The organism is Clostridium mediterraneense (genome assembly GCF_900091705.1).
In the GTDB taxonomy this organism is placed as follows: Bacteria; Bacillota; Clostridia; order Clostridiales; family Clostridiaceae; genus Sarcina; species Sarcina mediterraneense.
Map to the genome: position 1 here is coordinate 1819338 of NZ_LT594785.1, position 23551 is coordinate 1842888.

The window sequence follows — 23551 nt, forward strand, 5'->3', positions numbered from 1 at the left end:
GAAAATATTGTCTATCAAGTATTTATTTATTATTTTTTTTATTGTTTTTTATTAATTTTGTTAACATTAATTTCATTTAGTTACTAATATTCATCTATATTACTTATATAACTGAAAATAGCACATACTTTATCAAATTGATTTATATTCTCATTAAATGTATAATTTCCCTTGGTAAAAATACATATTATTAACTTTTTAAAAAAATATATAAGGAGAAAACAAATGAAAAAATTATTTATAATAATAGCACTATTAGCAGCTGCTGGTATTGGATACTTGTTTGCAACAAATTCTGGACATGGCTCTGTTAAAGCTAATGCAAGTGAAAATATATCTAGTAATACTATAGGAAATAATTCTACTGGAGATGGTTCTACTAATAATACATCTACTCAAAATACTAGTGGAGAAAGTAATAATTCAAACTCAAATCAAAATATTAATACAGGAAGTAATAACTCTAGCTCCAATTCCTCATGTCAAAATTATGGACAACAATTTTCATATTATTATCCATTTAAAATGAATTATAGTAATGATCAAAGCGGTTTAGAAAAATATAATTCTATCTTAGAACCTTCTTTTAAAGGATTGTATGGACAATATCATAGTGTTCAAGTAAATATACTTAAAGGACATACTATTCCAGGTCCATTTTCTACACCTGAAGCAATAGCAGTCACATATACAGCTACTTATATAACAAGTGACCATAAACTTGTACATACAGCTATAGAAGATATAACTATTCCTACTCAAAATTCAGGTACACAACCATATCCAACTACTAGCACTACTGCTATTAATAGTGATTATAACTATGCACCTAGATATAATGAACCTGTTGGATATTCTTTAACTTTAAAAGGTATTTCTGGTGAAGGAAGCAATCATGAAGCTTTAAAAACTGCTTTAAATATACAATTTGATGGTACAGGAGATAAAGTAATAGCTACTGAGACAAGTGGAATAGAAGGTATGGAGCATTATGGTGCAATTTATAATTTAACTTATACTACACCTAGTGGTAAAACTGTAACAATAAAAGATGAAGCTATATGTGGTATAGTTAATCCAAATACAGGAGCTATTGTAGCTACTTATTCTAATTTAGATTAATAAAATAACTATAAAAATTATTAATAAATTATTTTTATCTCAATAATATAAGTAATTAACATATTTAATAGTTACTCATTAAAACTTTTAAATTTATATAATACTAAATAATAAAAAGGATTATCAACTTTAGATAGTCCTTTTTATTTTTAATATTCTTTTAAGGGTTTAAAACATTAGCTTTTTATCTTATTTAATTACTAATTCTATTTTCTATAAATTTAGTAATAAATAATTAAATTTAATAAAACTCTTTTACAAATTTAATACAACAAATTTAAACTTTTTTACATTTTAGATTATAAATATCTTTCAACTTTTATTAATACAATAATAATTTTATATTTAATTTATTATTATATTATCTTCAATCCACTCCTTTTATTATTAATACTCTTAATAAACTTTTATTTATAATACTAATATTTATATCAAAAGCTTTATTAAGGTAAAGAATATATTTTGACATAAATTGCTACATAATCTCTTTAGATATATAATCGCATTATCAAAGTGTACATTTTTAAAATTTGTAAATTAGGAGAAAATATATGAAAAAATTATTTATATTAGGAGTTTTAGTAGTAGCTGTTGCTGGTGGATATATTTTTGCTACAAATGCTGAAAAAGGTACAATAAAGGCGAATGCAGCTGAAAATACAAAAACTACTTCTACTACTTTACTAGCTAAACAAGAAAATAATAAAGAAACATCAAAACAAGTTAATAATACATCTGATAAAGATAATAATTTAGATAAATCTTCTGAAAATAAATATGGTACGGAGTTTTCTTATAAACTACCTTTCGAATTAAATTTTGTTGGTAGCCAAGCTAATTTAGAACATTATAGAAATATGATTACTCCTACTTTTAAAAAATTATATAGTAACGATTATAGTGTAGAAATTAATATTTATAGAATTTATGTTAGCTGTGAAAACAAAAATCCTACTTTAACTGTTCTATATACAGCTAGTTATATAACTGATACTCATAAGATTGAAAGAACCGCTATAAAAGCTATACCTATATCTGTGCCTGATCTTGCTGTTACACAATCAAATCCTGCACTACCTGAAACATGGGATTATACATCACAGCCTATAACAATAGATGGTACAGCTATTCCTACTAATACATCATATATAACTTTAGATGATGGAAGTAAAGCTTATTATGCTAATATGGTATTTAAAAACTTTAATACTCCTGTTATGTTCTATAATTCAGAGGAAGATGCAAGACTTAATAATGATGGAATTAAAGTAAATAATGCTTATCTTATAGTAACAAATATAAATAAAACCTATGCAGAAGTATATGATAAATCTACAGGTGAAATTGGATTTATAAACTTAAAGGATAATCCACTTATTAGTCTTGATACTCAGACACCTAATAATAAAATTAGAAAGCCTTTAAACTCAACTCCTCTTCAAGGCATATATAATTCAACTTCATTTTTAGTAGTTGATTATAAATGTAAGGTAAAAAATAAATATCAAATAGTAGATTTAAGAAAGTATCCTACTATAAGATCTGGAGTTCAAGCTACTATACAAGGTGGTACTAATATGATTGTTATAGAACAAGGTAATACTTGGAGTCTTGTAGCAGATGGAAATACTTTAGGCTGGATTCCTAATAAATATATTTTAGATGAAGGTGCTGCTGATGAAATAAATACTATGGATATTGCACCTAGATATACTAATCCAGTAGGATATTCATTAAATATAGATACTAACACTAAATATAATCAAGATGAGGTTCCTTATTCAATACTTATACATGCATTAAATGTAGAATTTGATAGAACTGGAGATAAAGTAACAGTATCAAACTTAGATCCTTTAATTGGAATGGGTCATATTGGAATGGCTTATAACTTAACTTATACTACACCTGAAGGAAAAACTGTAACTAAAAATAATATTGAAATAGCTGGAGGAACTAATTCAGTAACAGGTGGAGAAACTAATTATTATTCACAATCATAATATTCTAATTACTTTTTAAAGTTGGGGGAAAAACTTATGAAAAAATTAATTTTAATTGGAATTTTAGTGTTAGCAGTTGGAGCTGGATATGCTATAGCTTCAAATTTAGCAAAAGAAGCTGTAAATGTCTATACATCTGAAAATGCTCAAGCAACATCTGCTATTTTACAACCTGAAATAACTAAACCTAAAATAAATGAAACTACGCAGAAAATTAATAGTACTAATAATGAAACTAATGATAGTATTAATAAAAATAGTAACACTACTCAAGATAAAAACCCTACTAATAATAGTGTTCTTATTTCTAAGCAAGATACTTCTAATACTAATAATTCTTCAAAGGATAAATATAGTGAACAATTTGCTTATAAACTACCTTTTAAAATAAACTTTACTAATAATCAAGCTGATTTAGAAAGATATAGTTCTATGATTACACCTACATTTAAAAAATTATATAGTAATGATTATAGTGTACAAATTAATATTCATAGAATTTATGTTAGTTATCAAAATGGAAAATCTACATTAACTGTTATGTATACAGCTAGTTATATAACAAATAAACATGTTCTTGAAAGTACTGCTGTAAAAGCTATAGCTATACCAGTTTCTGGTCTTGCTATTACACAATCAAATCCTGCACTTCCTGAAACATGGGATTATACATCAGAGCCTATAACAATAGATGACTCAACTATTCCAGCTCAAACATCATATATAACTTTACCTGATGGAAGTAAAGCTTATTATGCTAATATGGTATTTAAGAATTTTAATACTCCTACTATGTTTTATACTTCAGAAGAGGATGCAAAACTTAATGAAAATGGAACTAATATAAATAATTCTCATCTAAGAATTACTTGCATAAATAAAAACTTTGCTGAAGTTTATAATAACATCACAGATCAAATTGGTTTTGTTAACCTAAAAAATAATCCTGTTGTTAGTGGAGATTCTAATGAACCTACTAATATAAGAAAATCATTAGCTTCATTATCAGAAGGATTATATAATTCAACATCATTCCAAGCACTTGATGCTAAATGTATTGGAAATAGTAAATATGAAAATTTAAAATTAAGAAATTATCCAACAATATTATCTAATATACAAGCTACTGTACCCACAGGAAGTAAAATGGTTATTCTACTTCAAGGAAACAACTGGAGTCTTGTTGCATATGGTAATACACTTGGCTGGATTCCTAATAAGTGTATACAGCCTGATGGACTAGCTGATAAATATAATTACCTGGTAGTTGATGTTGCTCCTAGATACACAAAGCCTGTTGGATATTCATTAACAGTAGAAAATGATAAATATAAAGAAATGTGGTGCTCTAAAGTATTTGAACATGCACTAAATGTAGAATTTGATGGAACTGGAGATAAAGTAACAGTATCAAACCTAAATCCTTTAGTTGGAATGTGCCATAATGGAATGGAATATAACTTAACTTATACTACACCTGAAGGACAAACTGTAACTAAAGATAATATAGCTATAACTGGTACTTATCAACCATGTGCAAGTGGAGAAACTAATTATTATTCATCTAAATTCTAAAAATATATCTTAATATTTAAATTCTAATAAAATTTTATTAGGATTAAGATTTTATAATAAGAAAAAGAATCTAATCGGAAGCTTGTCCAATTAGATTCTTTTTTATTATAATTTAATTTTACTAAGATATTATAACAATAAATAAAGCTAAATATATTTACTAACTATCTCATTCATCATATCAAAATTATTCTCTATATCTGAAACTAATTTTAATTGATTTCTTGTTCTATCTAAATTATGATTCTCACTTGTTACCTTAAAATATGTATCTCCATTTAAATAATCTGTTAAAAATCTCATAGCAAGCTCAATAGTTATTAATTTAGCCGAAAATGCTATATTTTCTATTTCATATTTATTTAATGTTTCCTTACTCTCTTCTAATAAGCCTCTTACAAAGTTTTCATATAACTTCATATCTAAACTTACCTTATCTAAATTAGTTTCATCTTCAGCTGCTGTACTACAACCTGATCTTATTGCATCACCAAAATCATATAATGATAAACCTGGCATAACAGTATCAAGATCTATAACACAAATTGCTTTACCTGTATTATCATCTATCATAATATTATTAATTTTCGTATCATTATGAGTAACCCTTAATGGAAGTTTTCCATCATATTGTAAGTTAACTAATCTACTTAACTCATCAGCCCTATCCATTATATATTTTATTTCTACTAAGGCTGTACTTACCCTACCAGCAATATCTTTCTCTATTGCTTCTTGAAAATCCATATATCTCTTTGGTGTATTATGAAAATCTTTTATAACTTCATAAAGATTCTCTACATTAAAATCTGAAAGCTGATTTTGGAACTTTCCTAAAGCTTTTCCTACCTCATAAATATGATCTGGCTTTTCTACCTTCATATAAGTACTAGCATCTTCTATAAATAAAAATGCTCTCCAATACTCTCCAGAATCAGTTTTATAATAATGTTTACCCTCTTTTGTCTTTACTAAATTTAAAGATTCCCTTAAAATATCTCCACCTGATAACTTTACTTTATCTGAAATATGTAAAGTTATCTTGCTCATATTATCCATAAGCTTGTCCGGTTTAGTAAAAACTTTATGATTTATCCTTTGAATAATATACTTTTTAATATTATCCTTATCTTTAAAACTAACAATGAATGTATCATTTATATTACCAACATGATGAGAATTTTCGCAAATAAATTCTCCATTAAAATTAAAAGAATCTATTATTTCTTTTATTAATAAATTTTTATTCATTCTATGATCCTTTATATATAAATTATGAATCTAACCTCTGATTAATTATATTTCTTATTTAAATAGAAGTGTTTTAAATATTTTTTTTCTTCATAATGCTCCTTATCTCTATATTTTAAAATTCTAGCTGGATTCCCTCCAACAATAGCACAATATGGTACATCCCTTGTAACAACAGACCCCATACCAATTATAGCTCCCTCTGAAATTCTGACTCCAGGTAATATCGTAACTCGTCCACCAATCCAAACATTATCCTCTATTATCACCCCTAAATCTTTAACTTTACTATCATATGGTATTGTATCAGCATTTTCATAATTATGATCAGCTGACCATATCATCACTTCTGGCCCAAAGATAACATTATTTCCTATTCTTACTTCTGACATTGCATTTATTTTCATTCCATTATTTAAAAATACATAATTACCTAAATATAAATTAGATATATTATCAACACTTATTATTCCATTTATAATTATATTATTGCCTCTTTTTTTTATTTTTTTATTATATGAGTTATTTTTAATCTTATTAATTATACCTAACATCTAAAACCAACTCCTAAAATCTAAATTTAATCCCCCTACTTTTAACTAGTAAAATTCCAATCACATATATTAAAACTATTAATATAGAATAAATTATTAATGCAATAACATCATTATTAATAACAATAATATTTTTGATAAAGATAAATGTAAAAATTGTAAATATTGAAACTAATAATATTTTAATATTTTCAATTATAATATATTTTTTATATATATTAAATTTATATATATTTTTAAATTTAATTAATATCATACTAAATGATATTATAGTAGCTATTAAAGTTCCTATCACTACTCCATATATCCCCATATACTTAGATAAAATTATACTTATTACAATATTTAACATACTTGTATAAATACTATTTTTAAATGGTGTATAGGTATCATCATTTATATAAAAATATTTATATATTAAATCTTTTATAGCACTTATAGGCATCAATAATGAATATATAATTAAACAAATGTACACTATATTTGTTGTAGTATTTGTAAATTCTCCTCTTTGATAAAGTATTTTAACCCCATATTTTCCAACTAGTATTATTCCTATTGATACTAAACTTATTACCATATTTAAAAATATCATATAATCAAATATTTTACTGTAATTTTTTTTATTTATTATTTCATTCGATAATTTAGGATATATAAATATCATTAAATTTCCTAATATTAAAGTCACTATCATTCCATTTAAACTATTAGAGTAATTTAATTGTGATATTACTCCATCCCCTAATTTGGATGCTATTACTGTATCTATACTTAATGATAATTGATATACGCTTGATCCAATTGCTATTGGTAAAAATGATTTTAACATTTTTTTCAAAATATCAAATTCATATTTTATCTCTTTTATAAGCTTATATAAATATCTTCTTATTAAAATAAATTGTAATACCAAATTTACACTAGTAACTATTAAAACAATATTTGCATAATACTTTATTGTTATCTTATCTTTAGAAAATAATAATATAACACTAATAAATAATGGAATTAAATTTAGAAACTTAGATATATTAAATTTCTCCTCACATTGTGTAATAGCATTGGTTACACCTAAAAATGTTTGTATAAAATGAGTTATTATTATTATACTGGATATATCTAATATAACCTTTATAAAATAATGATTATCACCATTATAAAAAATACTAAGTATATCTCTTTTGAAAATTAATGTAAATAAGAAAATAATAAATGTAATAAAATATATGAATAAAATAAATATATTTATATACTTTCTATTTTTTTTATTCATATAATTAGGAATTAATATAGTAGTAACTCCAAATGAAATAAATCCAAAAATCAACCCAATTATACTATTAATGAAATTATATCCATCCATCTCTATACTTGTCCCAAAACTTGATGCAACAATTGATGTTTTTACTAAAGTAACTATTTGTGCTAAAACTGATAACAAAATCATAATTACTAATCTAATATAATTTTTATTCATTTTAAATACCTAATATTTCTTTAAAACTATAATCTATCTTTTCTTGAAATTCTTCTAAAGAAAAATTATTTATATTTTCTTCAGAAAAAGATTTCAACTTATCTGAAAATACAAATGGTATAACTTCACAATTATAATTTTGAGCTAAAATTAGAGCGTGCATTCTAGCAGATATAACTTTACTTGCTACCGATACTATTTCTATAAATGAATCTAAGTCATTTGTATTTACTACATCGAATCTTAATCCATGTACTTCATTACAATATTTTATAAATCTATATGCCTGATCTTTATCAGAATTAGTAGTATAACATATTTTTACCTCATAATTTTTATCATTATTTTCTCTTACTAGTCGTAACCATTCTTCCATAAATTCTTCTTCACCATCATATCTATTACAAATATTATTTATTATTGAATAATCCATTATTGATATTAAAATTAATTTTTTTTTGATTAATCCTTCTTTTTTATTTATTTTATTAAAATAATATACTATATCTGGAGATAATTTTATTTCTTTTTTCAAGTTTAATTTTTCTAACTTTTCTTTACTATTTTTATCTCTAACATAAATTTTATTAAATTTAGGTAATATTAACTTAAATATCATTTTATCTATAAATGAAATTTTATCCCCTATTCCCACTCCATATAAATATACTTCTGATTTCAAGTATACTTTAGATATAATAAACCATAGTAATAATGATTGAACAAAATAACCATTTGAAAGTAATAATTGTCCTCCTCCAATTATTACCTTATCATAACTTTCTTTTTTAACCTTACTATATATTGATTTATTATTTTTAAACCAAATGATAGTCTTTATAATTGGAAATATTTCTTTTAGTTTAGTTTTTATTAAATTTGCCTTATTCACTTTTAAATTATCTTTATCTTCATATTTATAATAACTACTAATATGAATTTTACTCTTCTTTGTATAGTCTATACACTTTACATTATTCCCTTTTAAGCGTAAGTAAGTTGAAATACTTTCACCAATAGCTACATCCCCTAAATTATCAGATAAACATTCATTTATTACTAATATATTTTTCATATTGATTTTATACATCCCCTTATTAATCTTTTCACTCCATAAGTAACTCTTCCTATAACTTTTTCTTTCTTAGGTACCCAAGAGCCCATAAAATGATGAATTGTATATGTATTTTCAGTTATATTAATCTTCCCAGTTCGCCAATCCTTTGCACAAAAGTAATCAAAAGGATATATATGAATATTATTATCTAACACCTGATATTTATTATTTAATTTTAAATTATAATTTTTTAATGTTATATCTGTTATTGTTCTAGTATTAGGAATATTATAAATACTACCATCATCTAATTTAAATTCCTTATCATTATAAAAATCTAATAATATTTTTATCCATTCATTATTTTTACATGCTGCCATCATTCCAGTTGGAATAGAATACTCATTTTCAAAACTAGTAAATGCTCTATGTTTTAAAAATCTATTTAATGGCTTGATTACTTCTACATCAGTATCCATATAAATTCCTCCATAATTATATAGAGCATATAATCTAACAAAATCAGTTACAAATGCATATTTTTTATTATTGTAAGCTTGATAAACAAATTCATTACATGTTATATCAAAATTTTCTTCATTCCATATTTTTAACTCATAATCAGGCATAATCTCTTTCCAACTATTAATACACCTTAATGCTTCTTTTGGTATTTTATTACCTCCAAACCAGCAATAATGAATAATTTTAGGTATTTGATTCATTTAAGTTTTCCCCCTTAATAAAATAAAATAGATATATCATCCCTATCCATGTAGATATAAAAAGAAACATCCATCCACTTGTAGTTTTTATCATCGTATATATTAAATATGCCATCATCGCTATACTAAAAAGATTTCTTTTTCTAAGCATTACTAAATACATAAAATTAACAATAAATCCAAATATTATTGGATAAATTATTAATCCCCATATTCCTAAATCTCTTAATAAATGATATACCCATGTAGGAGCTGCATTCATGTATATCCCATCACCTATATTTTGAGTAATAGCTGTCATAGATGTTATAATATAATCTCCACCGTATAATTTATAATCAAAATTAAATAATTTTGATGATATAGCTATTATTGGATTTATTAACCCTCCTAAAAATACTCTTCCTGTTAAATAATTATTTATGAAAAGAAATTCACTATTACTCAAATATATATCTAGTAAAGAAAAACTCCCTACATAATAAACAGCAAAGTTATTTAGAAAATTAAAATTGCTTCCTCCTCGTTTTATTGTTAAATAAATTATTGGAATTAATAAAATTAATATAAATCTTTTTTTTATTTTTATTTTCACTTTATTATTTAATCTAATTAACATATAAATAATTATATAAAATTCTATTATTCTAGATATAGGAGTCCTTCCTCCAAATGTAATAGCTTCTAAGATTGAATTTAAAAAAGATATTTTTAATAATATATTTAATCTATTTTCTTTAAAACTTAATATTATACCTAATATTGAAACTATTAAAAAAAATGGACTAACAATATATTGAAATAAAGCATGTATCATAGTTGAATTAATAAATTCACTTGATTCATTAAATGCTAATAACCTTAAATATTCAAATCCATTTTCCCTAATTATATTAATTGATTTAAATGTATATGGAAAAATTATAATTATATATATAATATTCAAAGAAATTAATTGCTTTACCTTAATATTTTTTATTGATAATTTTAACTTTTTATTTAAATTATTTTTCATTATTTTTTTTGATGATATAAAATATATAAGATAGGATCCAATATTAAAAAATAATATTGATAAAAAAATATATAGATATGTACTATTTCTTGGAACCCTTAAGCCTGATATGCCGAAAATAGATAAAAAACTTATTATCATCCACCAAATATTAAATATAGCCGTTGGATTAAATATACATTTATATATTTTTTTTGAAATTACTATACCTAATCCACATTCTAATACTACAATTAACCCCATTTTTTTCTCCTTAATTTAAAACTTTTGATAGAATAATAAATATAATCTTATTTTTATTTATTTTTATCTTATCTACTATACTTAAATTTTTATTTATTCTTTGTTCATTTTCCTCATTCGTAAATTCTTCCATTTTTTTATTTTTATATAATTCATTTATGTAGCATGTACTAATCATTTGTTTATCAGTGTTACTTCTAGATACCCCACTTTTTCTTACCCTGTATTTTAATAATCTTTTATTTAATATACGTATTCTTTTATTATTACTTATACATCTTAATATTAAATCATAGTCTTCTGCATATTTTACATCTCTATACCCACCAATTTCATCTATTAGTTTTCTTCTAAAAATTATACTAGGATGAATAAATAAATTCCCATATGATAATATTTTCATTATATTTACTTCTTTTTTACTTCTATTAATAATATTACTTTTTATAAAATTACCATCTTCATCAATTAAATCAACTTCACTTCCTAATAAATCAATATAATTATTATCCTCCATATAATTAACTTGTTCTTCTATTCTATTTTTATAACTTATATCATCTGCATCCATTCTTACTATATATTTACCACTGCTAATTTCTATACCTTTATTCAAACAATATACTAGACCTTTATTGGTATGATTTTGTATAAATATAATTCTAGAATCTATTTTTTTTACTTCTTCTACATATTTAATACACTTATAATTTTTAGGATTATCTGATATTATTATCAGTTCTAAATCATTAAAAGTTTGCTTTAATATAGATTCTATAGATTGCTTTAATAACATTATGTCTTCATTATAAAAGCTCAATATAACTGAAACTTTTCTATCCATTTTATAATCTCTCCTTAGTATAAATTGGTATACTCATTATATTTATTATTTTTATTGTATAATAAAGCCCTATTCGTACAATTAACCCTTGAAAATTCTTCTACATTTATACTATAAATATAACTATATAAATTAAAATATTTATTTTTATCTATAATTAATCCACAACTTTTATCAATACTTTCTATACTTCCACCAGTATAAAATGTAATCACTGGTATACCGCAAGCAAGTGCCTCTAAATTTGTTGTAGGAAAATTATCTTCTAATGTTGGATTTATAAAAATATTAGCTGCTGAATAAATTTCTACAAGCTCATTTACATTATTCGTTCTACTTATTACTATTATATTATTAGGTAATTTACTTTTCTGTTTTTCACTTACTCCAACAATAACTACTTGATAACTTTTATCTAATTTTTCCGATAGATCAACAAAATAATTTAATCCCTTCCTTCTATCCCAATAACTAGCAACTCCAAGTATTATTTTTTTATTTCCTATATTATATTTTTCTCTAAAATTACTTTTTACTGGTTTAAAAATATCTAAATCTATACCATTATTTATTACTTCAACTTTATATTTTCCTAAATGAGATTTCTTAACTAAACCTGCCAACCAATTTGATGGTGTAACTATAGTTAATTTATCTTTATCTATTAAAGTAAATATTTCTTTTTTCTTCTGATAGCTCCATTTAGAGTTATCTTTTAAATTAGATGTTGGATATTCTTTCTTTTGTGGACATTCATAACACCCTGTTTTCCACCTACTACATCCAACATAATCAAAGTATGCACAATGTCCAGTAAAAGTCCAACAATCATGTAATGTCCAAATTATTTTCTTCCCTGATTTCTTTAAATAGTTAAATAATATTTCAATATTTATATAATATCCATGAATATTATGTAGATGAATTACATCTGGATCATATTTTTTTACTTCTTCAATAAACTTTATAGTAGCTTTTTTGGATCCAAAGCCATGCTTATCTAAAATTCTTGTTTTAGCTACATGCATATAATTATCAAAATTATTTCCTATTTTTATAGTTTTATATCCTTCTGGAGCAGTCCCTCTTCCATAAGCTATAACACATTCATGTCCCTGCTCTTCTATTACTTTATATAAATCAGTTGCTATTCTCCCTGTACTTCCAAAACCACATACTGAATTTATTTGTAATATCTTAAGTTTTTTCTCACCATTCATATTACTTTCCCCATATAAACTTATTAATTATACCTGTATACCCCTGAATTATATTAACTACTTTAGTTGATACATTTATATCAGTATAATCATGAACTTTAACTAGCATTTCTCTCATTTCTTTTTGTTTTGTTATAACTTCTATACTTTGAGTTATACTATTAAAATCTATTCCTCCAAGTATTACAGATCCTTTATCTATTGCTTCAGGTCTCTCTGTACTTGTTCTTATTGATACTGCTGCAAATCCCATTATATTTGATTCTTCTGCAAGTGATCCTGAATCTGATAATACACAGAAACTTTCTTTTTGTAGTTTATTATAATCATAGAATCCAAATGGTTTTAATTGTTGTATATTTTTATGGAACTTAATATTCATTGATTCTATTCTCTTCCAGCTTCTTGGATGAGTTGAATATATTACTGGCATATCATACTTTTCTGCTATTGCATTTAAAGCATCTGTTAAACTCTTAAAGTTTTCATCATTATCTATATTTTCTTCTCTATGAGCACTTACTAAAATATACTTTCCTTTTTCAAGACCAAGTTCGTCTAAGACTTTACTTTCATCAATCTTATCCATATATCTATGGAATACTTCTGGAAGTGGTGAACCAGTTACAAAAGTATATTCTTTTCTCATGCCTTCATTTAAAAGATATCTTCTAGCATGTTCTGTATAAGCTAAATTAACATCACTTGTTACATCAACTATTCTTCTATTTATCTCTTCTGGAACATTTTGATCAAAACATCTATTTCCTGCTTCCATATGAAATACCGGTATTTTTAATCTTTTAGCAGCTATAGCCGCTAGACAACTATTTGTATCTCCTAAAATTAAAAGTGCTTCTGGCTGTTCTTTAACTAATATATCGTAACTTTTTGCTATTATATTCCCCATTGTTTCACCAAGATTATTTCCTACAACACCTAAGAAATGATCTGGTTCTCTTAATTCAAGCTCTTTAAAGAAAACATCATTTAATGTATAATCCCAATTTTGTCCTGTATGAACTAATATATGTTCAAAATATTCATCACATTTCTTTATAGTTTCTGCAAGTCTTATTATTTCTGGTCTTGTTCCAACCATAGTCATTACTCTAAGCTTTTTCATTTATTCTACCTCCAAATAAATAGTATCTGGCTTTTCTGGATTAAATCTTTCATTAACCCACATTATAGTTACCATATCTCTATCACCAGTATTTATTATGCTATGTGTATAACCTACTGGTATATCTACTACCTCTAACTTTTCACCACTAACTTTATATTCAATTACTTTTTCCTCTCCAACTTTTCTAAACTTAATTACTCCTTCACCACTTACAACTAAAAATTTCTCATTTTTAGTGTGATGCCAATGATTTCCCTTTGTTATTCCTGGTTTAGAAATATTAACTGATACTTGTCCCATATTTTCATTTTTTATAAATTCAGTAAATGAACCTCTATTATCAACATTCATTTTTAATTCATATGAGAAATTATCCTCAGGTAAATAACTTAAATATGTGCTATATAATTTTTTTGTAAGCCCATCATTCATATCAGATATATTTAAAGTCTTTCTACTATCTTTAAATTCATTTATTAAATCAACTATTCTTCCTAAAGTAGCTTTGTGTTCAATTTCTACTGATAAATATCCACTCATTTTATCAGTAGAATCCATAGTATCTATAAAACTATCTATTACATCATCTATATAAACTAATGTCATTTCCTTTTCTCTATCTGATATCCAAACTTCTTTTCCATTAGCTATATTATTACAAAAAGTTGCTATTGCTGAATTATAATTAGGTCTACACCATTTTCCAAAAACATTGGGTAACCTATAAATATAAACTTCTGCTCCTATTTTAGCTCTATAATTAAGTAAAGCTTCTTCAGCTAATTTTTTACTAACCCCATAAGGATTATCTAAATCTGCTTGAATGGATGAAGTTATTACTATTGGAGTCTTTTTATTCTCTCTTATTAAAGTATTTATAATTTTATCTGTTAATCCTGCATTTCCTTTTTTGAATTCATCTTCATTTTTAGGTCTATTAACTCCAGCTAGATGAAATATAAAATCACTCTTCTTAACAGCATTATCTAATTCTTCTTCTGAATTATTTATATCAATTTTTATAATCTCATATTTATTTAATTCTTCTAATTTACAAATTAAATTTTTCCCTATAAAACCATTAGCTCCAGTAACTAAAACCTTCATATTATATCCTCCTAAACAAGTTCTTTAACTCTTACTTCTGTAGTATTATTAAACTTGTCTAATTCTTGTTGAATAAATGGTAATTTAAGAAGTAATTCTTTAACACCTTCTATATCAATTCTGTTTGTATTATCTGAATTATACTCAACTTGATTTCTTATCATATCATTTCCCTCAGTAAAGTATTTATTATAATTAAGATCTCTATTATCACAAGGAATTCTATAATAATTTCCACAATCTTCAGCTTTAACAAACTCTTCTTTAGTAACCAAAGTTTCATAAGATTTTTCTCCATGTCTTGGTCCTATTATTTTTATTCCTACATTTGAATCAAATAGTTCTTTTAAAGCTGTAGCTAATTCAAATATTGTACAAGCTGGTGCTTTTTGTACAAACATATCTCCTTGTTTACCATTAGCAAAAGCATATAAAACTAGATCTACTGATTCTTCTAAAGTCATCATATATCTAGTCATATTTGGATCAGTTATTGTTAAATCCTTTCCATTCTTTATTTGTTCAACAAATAATGGGATAACAGATCCTCTTGATGCCATAACATTGCCATATCTAGTTCCACAGAATACTGTATCTCCATCTATAGCACCTCTTGCTCTAGCTATCATAGCTTTTTCAGCCATTGCTTTAGAAATTCCCATTGCATTTACAGGATAAACTGCTTTATCTGTACTAAGTAAAATTACCTTTTCAACATTATTCATTAAAGCTGCTTTAAAAACATTATCTGATCCTTCAACATTAGTTTTAACCGCTTCCATTGGATAAAACTCACAGCTTGGGACTTGCTTTAAAGCCGCTGCATGGAATACATAATCTACACCCTTCATAGCATAATTAATACTATCTAAATCTCTAACATCACCTATATAATACTTAACCTTAGAATTATTTAATTTTTTTCTCATATCATCTTGTTTTTTTTCATCTCTTGAAAAAACTCTTATTTCTTTTATATCAGTATCTATAAATCTTTTTAAAACAGTATGACCAAAAGAACCTGTTCCTCCTGTTATTAAAAGCACCTTATCTTTAAACATAATTAATCCCCCTATTAATTAAAATGTTTCATTATTATATCTGCTGAATGTTTTGCTGTATAATTATTTTCTAAATACACTCTTCCATTTTTACCTTGTTCTTTAAGCTTTTCTTTATTACTAATACATTCATTTAATATTTCATTAAATTTATTTAAGTCTCCACTTTCACACCAATATCCAAAATTATTTTTTACTATTACTTCACCAACATCAGTATTAACATCTGTTGCTGCTAAAATAGGAATACCTGCATCCATATATCCTAATAATCTAGATGGAAAATTCGGTATTGTAAATCTTTTATCTAATAATATTAACCCTATATCAGCTGTTTTAACTAATTCATCATATTGTTCTTTAGGTAACTTAGATTTCAATATTACATTTTTAATTTTATTATTTTTTATAAATAATTTAAGTTTTTCTGCCTCTGTTCCACTTCCTATAATAATAAACTTAATATTTTTATTCTCATTATTTGATTTTAAAATATCTAATAAAAAGTCAATACCTTGCGGTCTTCCTAAATTCCCTCCATATATAACCAACAATTGCCTATTAGTTATTCCATATGCTTCTCTTAAATTAGTTTTTTTATCATATTCTCTATATGACGGATTTATACTATTAGGACATATCTCTACTTGTTTCTTATTTAAATTAATATTATTCTTTAATAAATAATCTGCATTTTTTTGAGACATGCATCCTATATAATCTGATATACTGTACAGTTTTCTTTCTTTTCTTCTAAAAAATTTATAAAAGATACTATTTTTACTAAATATATTCATATCAACAGCATTCTGCGGAAAAATATCTTTTAATAATAAATAAGATTTGGCACTATCTCTATTTTTAATAAATTTAATTACCTTTTCAAATGTTATTGGTGGTGTAGAATATATTATTAAATCAAATTTCTCTTTGTTGTAATATTTTTTAATTTGTTTAATAAAAATATTTTCTATTAATAATGTACTTATCCCCTTTTCAAATATATTAGTCTTTTGAATATTAAGTGTTTTTACTCTTAATACCTTAATTCCATTATCCTCAATTTCTATATAAGTATCTTTTTTTTCTTTTCTTTCCAATGCAGTTACTACAGAAACCTCATTTCCCTGTTTAACTAATTCATTCATAAGATCCCTATATATTGTATTTCCACTCTTTGAATAAACTAAAGTTAAAAATAATATTTTCAAAACATATCTCCTATAATTCTAATATATTTTTTGTGCTGGAATTCCTATTACAGTACAATCTCTATCTATATCTTTTATTACTACTGCTCCTGCTCCTATAATAGAATGACATCCAACTTTCCTATTTTGTATTATTGTAGATCCTGATCCAAACATTACCCCTTCTTCTATCAAATCATTTCCAGATATATTTACATTCCAAAGGAGACTTGCATAATCTTTTATTATTGAATCATGTCCTATTCCTACTTTAGGACTTATTATTACATGATTTCCTATGATTACATTAGGACTTATTATTGCACCTTCATATACTATGGTTCCTATACCTATTCTTGTTGTTTTAGGTATTTTAACTTTTGGATGAATTATAGTTGCATATTTTATATTATTTTTTTTTAATTGATTAACTATAAATTTCTTTACTTTATAATTAGCAATAGAAACTACAACTTCTCCCCTATATTTACTATTTAAAATATACTCTAAGTCACCTAAACACCTATATCCATTTATATCTTTTCCCCATATCTCTTTATCAGCATCTATAAATCCTAAAATATTATAGGTCTCTTTTTCTTCGTTTATTTGTTCTATTATCCATGCAGTTTCTCTTCCAACTCCTCCTGCACCAATAATTATTAAGTCTTTCATATTTAATTTTCTCCTGTAAACTTCTCCATTGTTACATTTCCTTCTTGACTTATTCCTTCTCTTTTAAATAACTTTCCAAAAGTCATAAAGAAAATTTTTATATCCAAATATAAAGACCAATTTTCTACATAATAAATATCAAGTTCAAACTTAGCCTTCCAACTTAATGAATTTCTTCCATTTATCTGTGCCCATCCTGTTAATCCTGGAGTAACATCATGTCTCTTTAATTGTCTTTCACTATATAATGGAAGATATTCTACAAGTAATGGTCTTGGTCCAATTAAACTCATTTCACCTTTTAAAATATTTATAAGTTCAGGAAGTTCATCTAAACTTAAACTTCTTAATACTTTCCCAAACTTAGTTAGTCTTTGTTCATCTGAAAGTAACTCTCCATTTTTATCTGTTGCATTTTTCATAGATCTAAATTTCATCATCTTAAATTTTTTATTGTCTTTTCCTATTCTTTCTTGAGTAAAAATTATAGGACTTCCTAAATTAGTTTTTACTAATATAGCTACTATTAAAATTATTGGAGATAAAACTATTAATCCCCCTAAAGCTGCAACTATATCAAATAATCTTTTTATAGTTCTACTGACTTTCTTATTTTTCAAAACTAACTCCCCTAAAAATTAGTTAAATAAATCTTTTATTAAATTTATTACTTTTTTTTGTTCTTCAATAGTCATCTTAGTATCACTAGGAAGACAAATTCCATTTCTAAATACTTTTTGACTTATTGATTCTTCATTTTCATCATTATGATTAAAGAATTTATATTCCTTATAATATGGTTGCATATGCATTGGCTTCCATATATGTCTTGCTTCTATATTATTATTTTCTAAAACTTCTATTATATCTTTTGGTTTAACTTCTGACTTTTCATCAACTGTCATTATAGATAACCAATAATTTGACTGACCATAATCCATTTCTTTAGCCATTTTTAGCTGTAATATTTCTTTAAAAGCTTCTTTATATAGAGTAAATATCTCTTTTTTCTTTTTAATTCTTTGTTCAAGAACCTCCATCTGTCCCCTACCAATTCCTGCAACTACATTACTCATTCTATAATTAAAACCTAATTCTTTATGTTCATAATAAGGTTTATTTTCTCTGGCTTGTGTTGACCAAAATCTTACTTTCTTTATAGCTTCTTCATCATTAGAAACTAACATTCCACCACCTGATGTAGTTATTATCTTATTTCCGTTAAACGAAAATATCCCGTAATCACCAAAAGTTCCACTTTTCTTTCCATTATAAGTAGCTCCTAGACTTTCTGCCGCATCCTCTATAATTTGAACATTATATTTTTTACAAAGTTCTATTAATGGATACATATCAGCACTTTGACCATAAAGATTAACTATAATAACAGCTTTAGGCATCTTATTTATTTCTTCACAATATTTAAAAGCTTTCTCAAGAGCTTTTGGACTCATATTATAACTATCTGGTTCTGAATCTATAAATACCGGAATAGCGCCTTCATAAATAATCGGATTACAACTAGCTGCAAAAGTTAAACTTGAACAAAAAACTAAATCATCTTGTTTTACTCCTATGGCCTTTAAAGCTAAATGTATTGCTGCTGTTCCAGAAGTTAGCGCTGCAGCATCTTTAACTCCAACATAATTAGCAACTACTTTTTCAAATTCATTTACATTTGGACCAAGTGGTGCTATCCAATTTGTTTCAAAAGCTTCATTAACATATTTTTGTTCTGTTCCCCCCATATGTGGTGAGGATAAATATATTCTTTTACTCATTTTTTCCCCTTATTAAAATACTAATTTAATTTTACTCCTCAGTTATTGCCACCATATTTTCTGTTTCCCTTATATATGTTGGAACAATATCTGCCATCTTATCTTTTAATTCTTCTTTACTTACTTCTTCACCAATTTTTATTAATTCATCTATCTTAAGTTCAATTTCTTTAATATCAAAATCACCTGGTTTACCAATAAATATTTTTTCATGCTTTGTTTTTTCTAAACCTTCTTCATCCATAAGAAGTTCTTCATAAAGTTTTTCTCCTGGTCTAAGCCCTGTAACTTTTATTTCTATATCTTTATCAGGTTCAAAACCACTTAATCTTATTAAATCTCTAGCAAGATCATAAATTTTTACTGGCTCTCCCATATCTAATACAAATATTTCTCCACCTGTTGCAAAGGCCCCAGCTTGAAGAACTAATTGAACTGCTTCTGGAATAAGCATAAAATATCTTGTTATATTTTCATGAGTTAATGTAACTGGCCCTCCAGCAGCTATTTGCTTTTTGAAAAGTGGAATAACTGAACCATTACTTCCAAGAACATTTCCAAATCTAACTGCTGCAAATTCTGTTTTCTTTCCAAGCTTTTTACTTTCAGCTTGCATTCCCTGAATAACCATTTCACAAAGCCTTTTTGTTGCTCCCATAATATTTGTTGGATTAACAGCTTTATCTGTAGAAATAAGAACAAATTTTTCCACTTCATATTTAAGAGCAAGCTCTGCAACATTTAATGTACCCTTAGCATTGTTTTTTATTGCCTCACTAGGAGAAAACTCCATTAAAGGGACGTGTTTATGAGCCGCAGCATGGAAAACAACCTCTGGTTTATATTCTTCAAAGATTTCTCTTATTCTGTCCTTTTCCCTCACTGTAGCTATAATTGTTCTTTTATTTAAATTTGGTTTATTCCTATTTAATTCATTTTCAATTTCATAAGCATTATTTTCATAATTATCTAGAATAAGTAGCAGACTTGGATTAAATTTAGATATCTGACGACAAAGTTCTGAACCAATTGAACCTCCACCACCTGTAACTAAAACTCTTTTTCCTTTTATATAACTATCTATTCCAGCTTTATCAAGTTTTATTTCATCTCTTCCTAGTAAATCTCTTAAATCGATATCCCTCATAGTTTTAATAGAAGCTTTTCCTTCTATCATCTCACCTATTGCTGGAACTATCTTTGTTTTCACTTTAGTTCTTTTACAAATTTCTATAATTTCTTTTTTACTTTTTCCATCTATTGATGAAATAGCAATTACTATCATATCTATTTCTTCTCTATTAACTATTTCTTCAATTTGATTTCTATTTCCTAATACCCTTAATCCTTTTAAATAAGTATTTAACTTCTCTGGATTATCATCTATAATTGCTACTGGTCTTAAATTATTTTCTCTATCTTTTTGCATTTCATCTATAATAAGATGTGCATAAGCACCTGCTCCTATAATAAGAACTTTTTTATAATCTTTTTCTAAGAATATACTTCCAAAAAGAGTTAATCTTCTTATTATTCTGTAAGAAAGTCTTGATCCTATAACAGCTAAATAAATTAATATCCCTGTAGCCCAAATTATTACAAGTGGAATTGCTGTTCCTTTAATTAATATTAATAAATTACTAGCTAAAATACCTATAGCTACTGCCATAGAAGCTCTAACAAATTCATCAAAACCTGCATTTCTCCATAGACTTCTATACATTTTAAAAGATATAAGGGGAATAAGATAACTTAAAAGAAGTATCCCACTAACACTTTTAAATTCGCTCTTATGAATTTCTGGAATAAAACTTTCATATCTAATATAAAAACTAAACATTAAAGCTAAATTAATAGCAATTATATCAGCAAAGAATAAAAGAGTACTTCTTATCTTTTTACCATTATCAAAGAACCTTTTAAAATAACTCAAATTCCTATCCCCTTTTTATTATTAAATTTTATTTTTCACCATAATAATAGTAGTAATTATTTCTACCATTTTTACTATCTACAGCATTTAATACTGTTCCTATTATTTTTCCACCTACATTTTCTATCTGCTTTTTAGCTTTTATAACTATATCTTTCTTTGTATGTCCAGCCCTAATAACTAAAACCATCCCATCAGCACTTCTTGAAAGAATTTGAGCATCTGTTACAGCAAGTACTGGTGGTGTATCAAGAATTATACAATCATAATGCCTTCTTAACTCCTCTAAAAGTTTTTGCATATTTTTACTACCAAGCATTTCTGAAGGATTTGGTGGAATCTTCCCTGAAGTTATTATTGTTAAATATTTATTAAACTCTTTCATAGTATCCTTTAATTCAGCTTTTCCTACCATAACTTCTGAAAGACCTGAACTATTAGTTATACCAAATTTTTTATGTACTGTTGGTTTTCTTAAATCACAATCTATAAGTATAGTTTTCTTACCATCCTGAGCTATTGAAAGAGCTAAATTACCTGATGTTGTTGACTTACCTTCTCCTGGTTGAGAACTAGTTACTATAATAACTTGTGCATTTTTATCAAAGGACGAATATTGTATATTAGTCCTTAAAGTCTTGTAAGCTTCCGCCCCTACTGATTTTGGATCACTTTGAACTATAAACACTTTATCCCCCCCTATTTTCCTTTTCTACTTTTCTCATCAAACTTTGGAATAACTCCTATAACTGGAAGCTCTAAAGCAGCCTCTAATTCCTCAGTTCCTTTAAAAGTATTATCTAAATACTCTAAAAGGAATGCTATTCCAACACTTATCATCAGTCCTAATAAAAATCCAATTGCTGTATTCATAATCTTATTTGGAGCAACTGGAGCTATTGGTTCCTCTACTTCTTGAATTACTTGTATATTACCATTCGGAATTAAATCACTTGACTTTGATATAAATGTATTTGTAACTGCTTTTAATATTTTAGTTACTTCTGATTTATTCTTTGTTTTATATGTAATATCTAAGATTTGAGTGTTAGCCCCTGGTGTAACTGTAAGATTTGAAAGTACTCTAGATACATTGGATACACTTGTATCTTCTCCGATAACTCTTAATGCTTTTTTAGTAGAATCTTTTGTTTTAATAATCTCAGCATATGTTTTCATAAGATTTTGATACATAGTAACATCACTACTATTGTAGTCTTTTGATTCACTTGTAGAACCTTCTTTACCTATAAAAACTTTGACCTTCCCCTCATAGGTAGGCTTAATAACAAAAAAACTAAGTATTCCTGCTACTAATGTAGATAAAATAGTGATTAAAACTATCATCTTCCATCTTTGCTTTAGACTATAAAAAATATCTTCTAGCCTTATAACTTCTTCGTTCATTTCATCCCCCTAAATAAATATTTTTACTTACCTAGGAGATTATACCATTACAGTAATATATTTAAAATATCATAATTGTTATAATTTTGTAACTTTTGTATAATTATGTTTATTATTGTATATAACTTATATATCTATATACTTAATCAAAAATACAATAAAAAATAGGTACTACTTTA

21 protein-coding genes are annotated in these 23551 nt (G+C 25.4%); 3 read left to right on the forward strand and 18 right to left on the reverse strand.

The annotated features are described in order from the left end of the window. Positions 1–225: 225 nt before the first annotated feature. From BN8917_RS10580 to BN8917_RS10590, 3 genes are all read left to right on the forward strand, one after another. Positions 226–1122, forward strand: a complete 897-nt coding sequence (locus tag BN8917_RS10580; protein ID WP_066874211.1) for a hypothetical protein — start codon at positions 226–228, stop codon at positions 1120–1122. A 551-nt stretch (positions 1123–1673) separates the two neighbouring features. Then, the gene (locus tag BN8917_RS10585) at positions 1674–3125 is read left to right on the forward strand and encodes an SH3 domain-containing protein (protein WP_066874213.1); all 1452 of its coding nucleotides are present in this window, start codon (positions 1674–1676) and stop codon (positions 3123–3125) included. A 36-nt stretch (positions 3126–3161) separates the two neighbouring features. Next, positions 3162–4700 carry an SH3 domain-containing protein gene (locus tag BN8917_RS10590; protein ID WP_066874215.1) on the forward strand — a complete coding sequence of 513 codons (1539 nt, stop codon included), beginning with the start codon at positions 3162–3164 and terminating at the stop codon, positions 4698–4700. A gap of 147 nt (positions 4701–4847) precedes the next feature. Here the strand turns inward: BN8917_RS10590 and BN8917_RS10595 are convergent, their stop codons facing one another. Genes BN8917_RS10595 through BN8917_RS10680 form a run of 18 tightly spaced genes read right to left on the reverse strand, consistent with a single transcriptional unit; the run spans position 4848 to position 23372 of the window. Further along, on the reverse strand, positions 4848–5951 hold the full coding sequence (locus BN8917_RS10595; RefSeq protein WP_066874217.1) for a phosphotransferase enzyme family protein: 1104 nt from the start codon (positions 5949–5951) through the stop codon (positions 4848–4850). A 41-nt stretch (positions 5952–5992) separates the two neighbouring features. Then, entirely contained in the window at positions 5993–6505 is a 513-nt protein-coding gene (locus BN8917_RS10600; RefSeq protein ID WP_066874218.1) for an acyltransferase, read from the reverse strand. A gap of 13 nt (positions 6506–6518) precedes the next feature. Beyond that, positions 6519–7985, reverse strand: a complete 1467-nt coding sequence (locus BN8917_RS10605) for a lipid II flippase MurJ (RefSeq protein WP_066874220.1) — start codon at positions 7983–7985, stop codon at positions 6519–6521. 1 nt (position 7986) lies between these two features. Further along, positions 7987–9060 carry a polysaccharide pyruvyl transferase family protein gene (locus BN8917_RS10610; protein WP_159426740.1) on the reverse strand — a complete coding sequence of 358 codons (1074 nt, stop codon included), beginning with the start codon at positions 9058–9060 and terminating at the stop codon, positions 7987–7989. After that, positions 9057–9767, reverse strand: a complete 711-nt coding sequence (locus tag BN8917_RS10615) for a glycosyltransferase family 32 protein (protein WP_066874224.1) — start codon at positions 9765–9767, stop codon at positions 9057–9059. Before BN8917_RS10615 ends, BN8917_RS10610 begins: the two co-directional genes overlap by 4 nt. Next, the gene (locus tag BN8917_RS10620) at positions 9751–11025 is read right to left on the reverse strand and encodes an O-antigen polymerase (protein ID WP_066874226.1); all 1275 of its coding nucleotides are present in this window, start codon (positions 11023–11025) and stop codon (positions 9751–9753) included. Before BN8917_RS10620 ends, BN8917_RS10615 begins: the two co-directional genes overlap by 17 nt. Before the next feature lie 10 nt (positions 11026–11035). Then, a complete protein-coding gene (locus tag BN8917_RS10625; protein WP_066874228.1) occupies positions 11036–11869 on the reverse strand; it encodes a glycosyltransferase in 834 nt (277 codons plus the stop codon). A 14-nt stretch (positions 11870–11883) separates the two neighbouring features. Further along, positions 11884–13089 carry a glycosyltransferase gene (locus BN8917_RS10630; protein WP_066874230.1) on the reverse strand — a complete coding sequence of 402 codons (1206 nt, stop codon included), beginning with the start codon at positions 13087–13089 and terminating at the stop codon, positions 11884–11886. Between the two features lies 1 nt (position 13090). Further along, positions 13091–14215, reverse strand: coding sequence for a non-hydrolyzing UDP-N-acetylglucosamine 2-epimerase (wecB, locus tag BN8917_RS10635; protein ID WP_066874232.1), 1125 nt, complete (start codon positions 14213–14215; stop codon positions 13091–13093). Then, a complete protein-coding gene (locus BN8917_RS10640) occupies positions 14216–15325 on the reverse strand; it encodes a polysaccharide biosynthesis C-terminal domain-containing protein (protein WP_066874234.1) in 1110 nt (369 codons plus the stop codon). 11 nt (positions 15326–15336) lie between these two features. Further along, the gene (locus BN8917_RS10645; protein ID WP_066874235.1) at positions 15337–16386 is read right to left on the reverse strand and encodes a polysaccharide biosynthesis protein; all 1050 of its coding nucleotides are present in this window, start codon (positions 16384–16386) and stop codon (positions 15337–15339) included. 14 nt (positions 16387–16400) lie between these two features. After that, positions 16401–17597, reverse strand: coding sequence for a glycosyltransferase family 4 protein (locus BN8917_RS10650; protein ID WP_066874237.1), 1197 nt, complete (start codon positions 17595–17597; stop codon positions 16401–16403). A gap of 18 nt (positions 17598–17615) precedes the next feature. Next, entirely contained in the window at positions 17616–18251 is a 636-nt protein-coding gene (locus tag BN8917_RS10655; protein WP_066874240.1) for an acetyltransferase, read from the reverse strand. Between the two features lie 2 nt (positions 18252–18253). Beyond that, positions 18254–18871, reverse strand: a complete 618-nt coding sequence (locus BN8917_RS10660; protein ID WP_066874242.1) for a sugar transferase — start codon at positions 18869–18871, stop codon at positions 18254–18256. An 18-nt stretch (positions 18872–18889) separates the two neighbouring features. Then, positions 18890–20032 (reverse strand): DegT/DnrJ/EryC1/StrS family aminotransferase, encoded by a 1143-nt coding sequence (locus BN8917_RS10665; RefSeq protein ID WP_066874244.1) that lies wholly within the window; start codon positions 20030–20032, stop codon positions 18890–18892. A gap of 31 nt (positions 20033–20063) precedes the next feature. After that, entirely contained in the window at positions 20064–21965 is a 1902-nt protein-coding gene (locus tag BN8917_RS10670) for a polysaccharide biosynthesis protein (protein WP_066874246.1), read from the reverse strand. A 28-nt stretch (positions 21966–21993) separates the two neighbouring features. Beyond that, positions 21994–22653, reverse strand: a complete 660-nt coding sequence (locus tag BN8917_RS10675) for a CpsD/CapB family tyrosine-protein kinase (protein WP_084748603.1) — start codon at positions 22651–22653, stop codon at positions 21994–21996. Between the two features lie 11 nt (positions 22654–22664). Continuing rightward, the gene (locus BN8917_RS10680; RefSeq protein WP_066874251.1) at positions 22665–23372 is read right to left on the reverse strand and encodes a YveK family protein; all 708 of its coding nucleotides are present in this window, start codon (positions 23370–23372) and stop codon (positions 22665–22667) included. Positions 23373–23551: the final 179 nt, after the last annotated feature.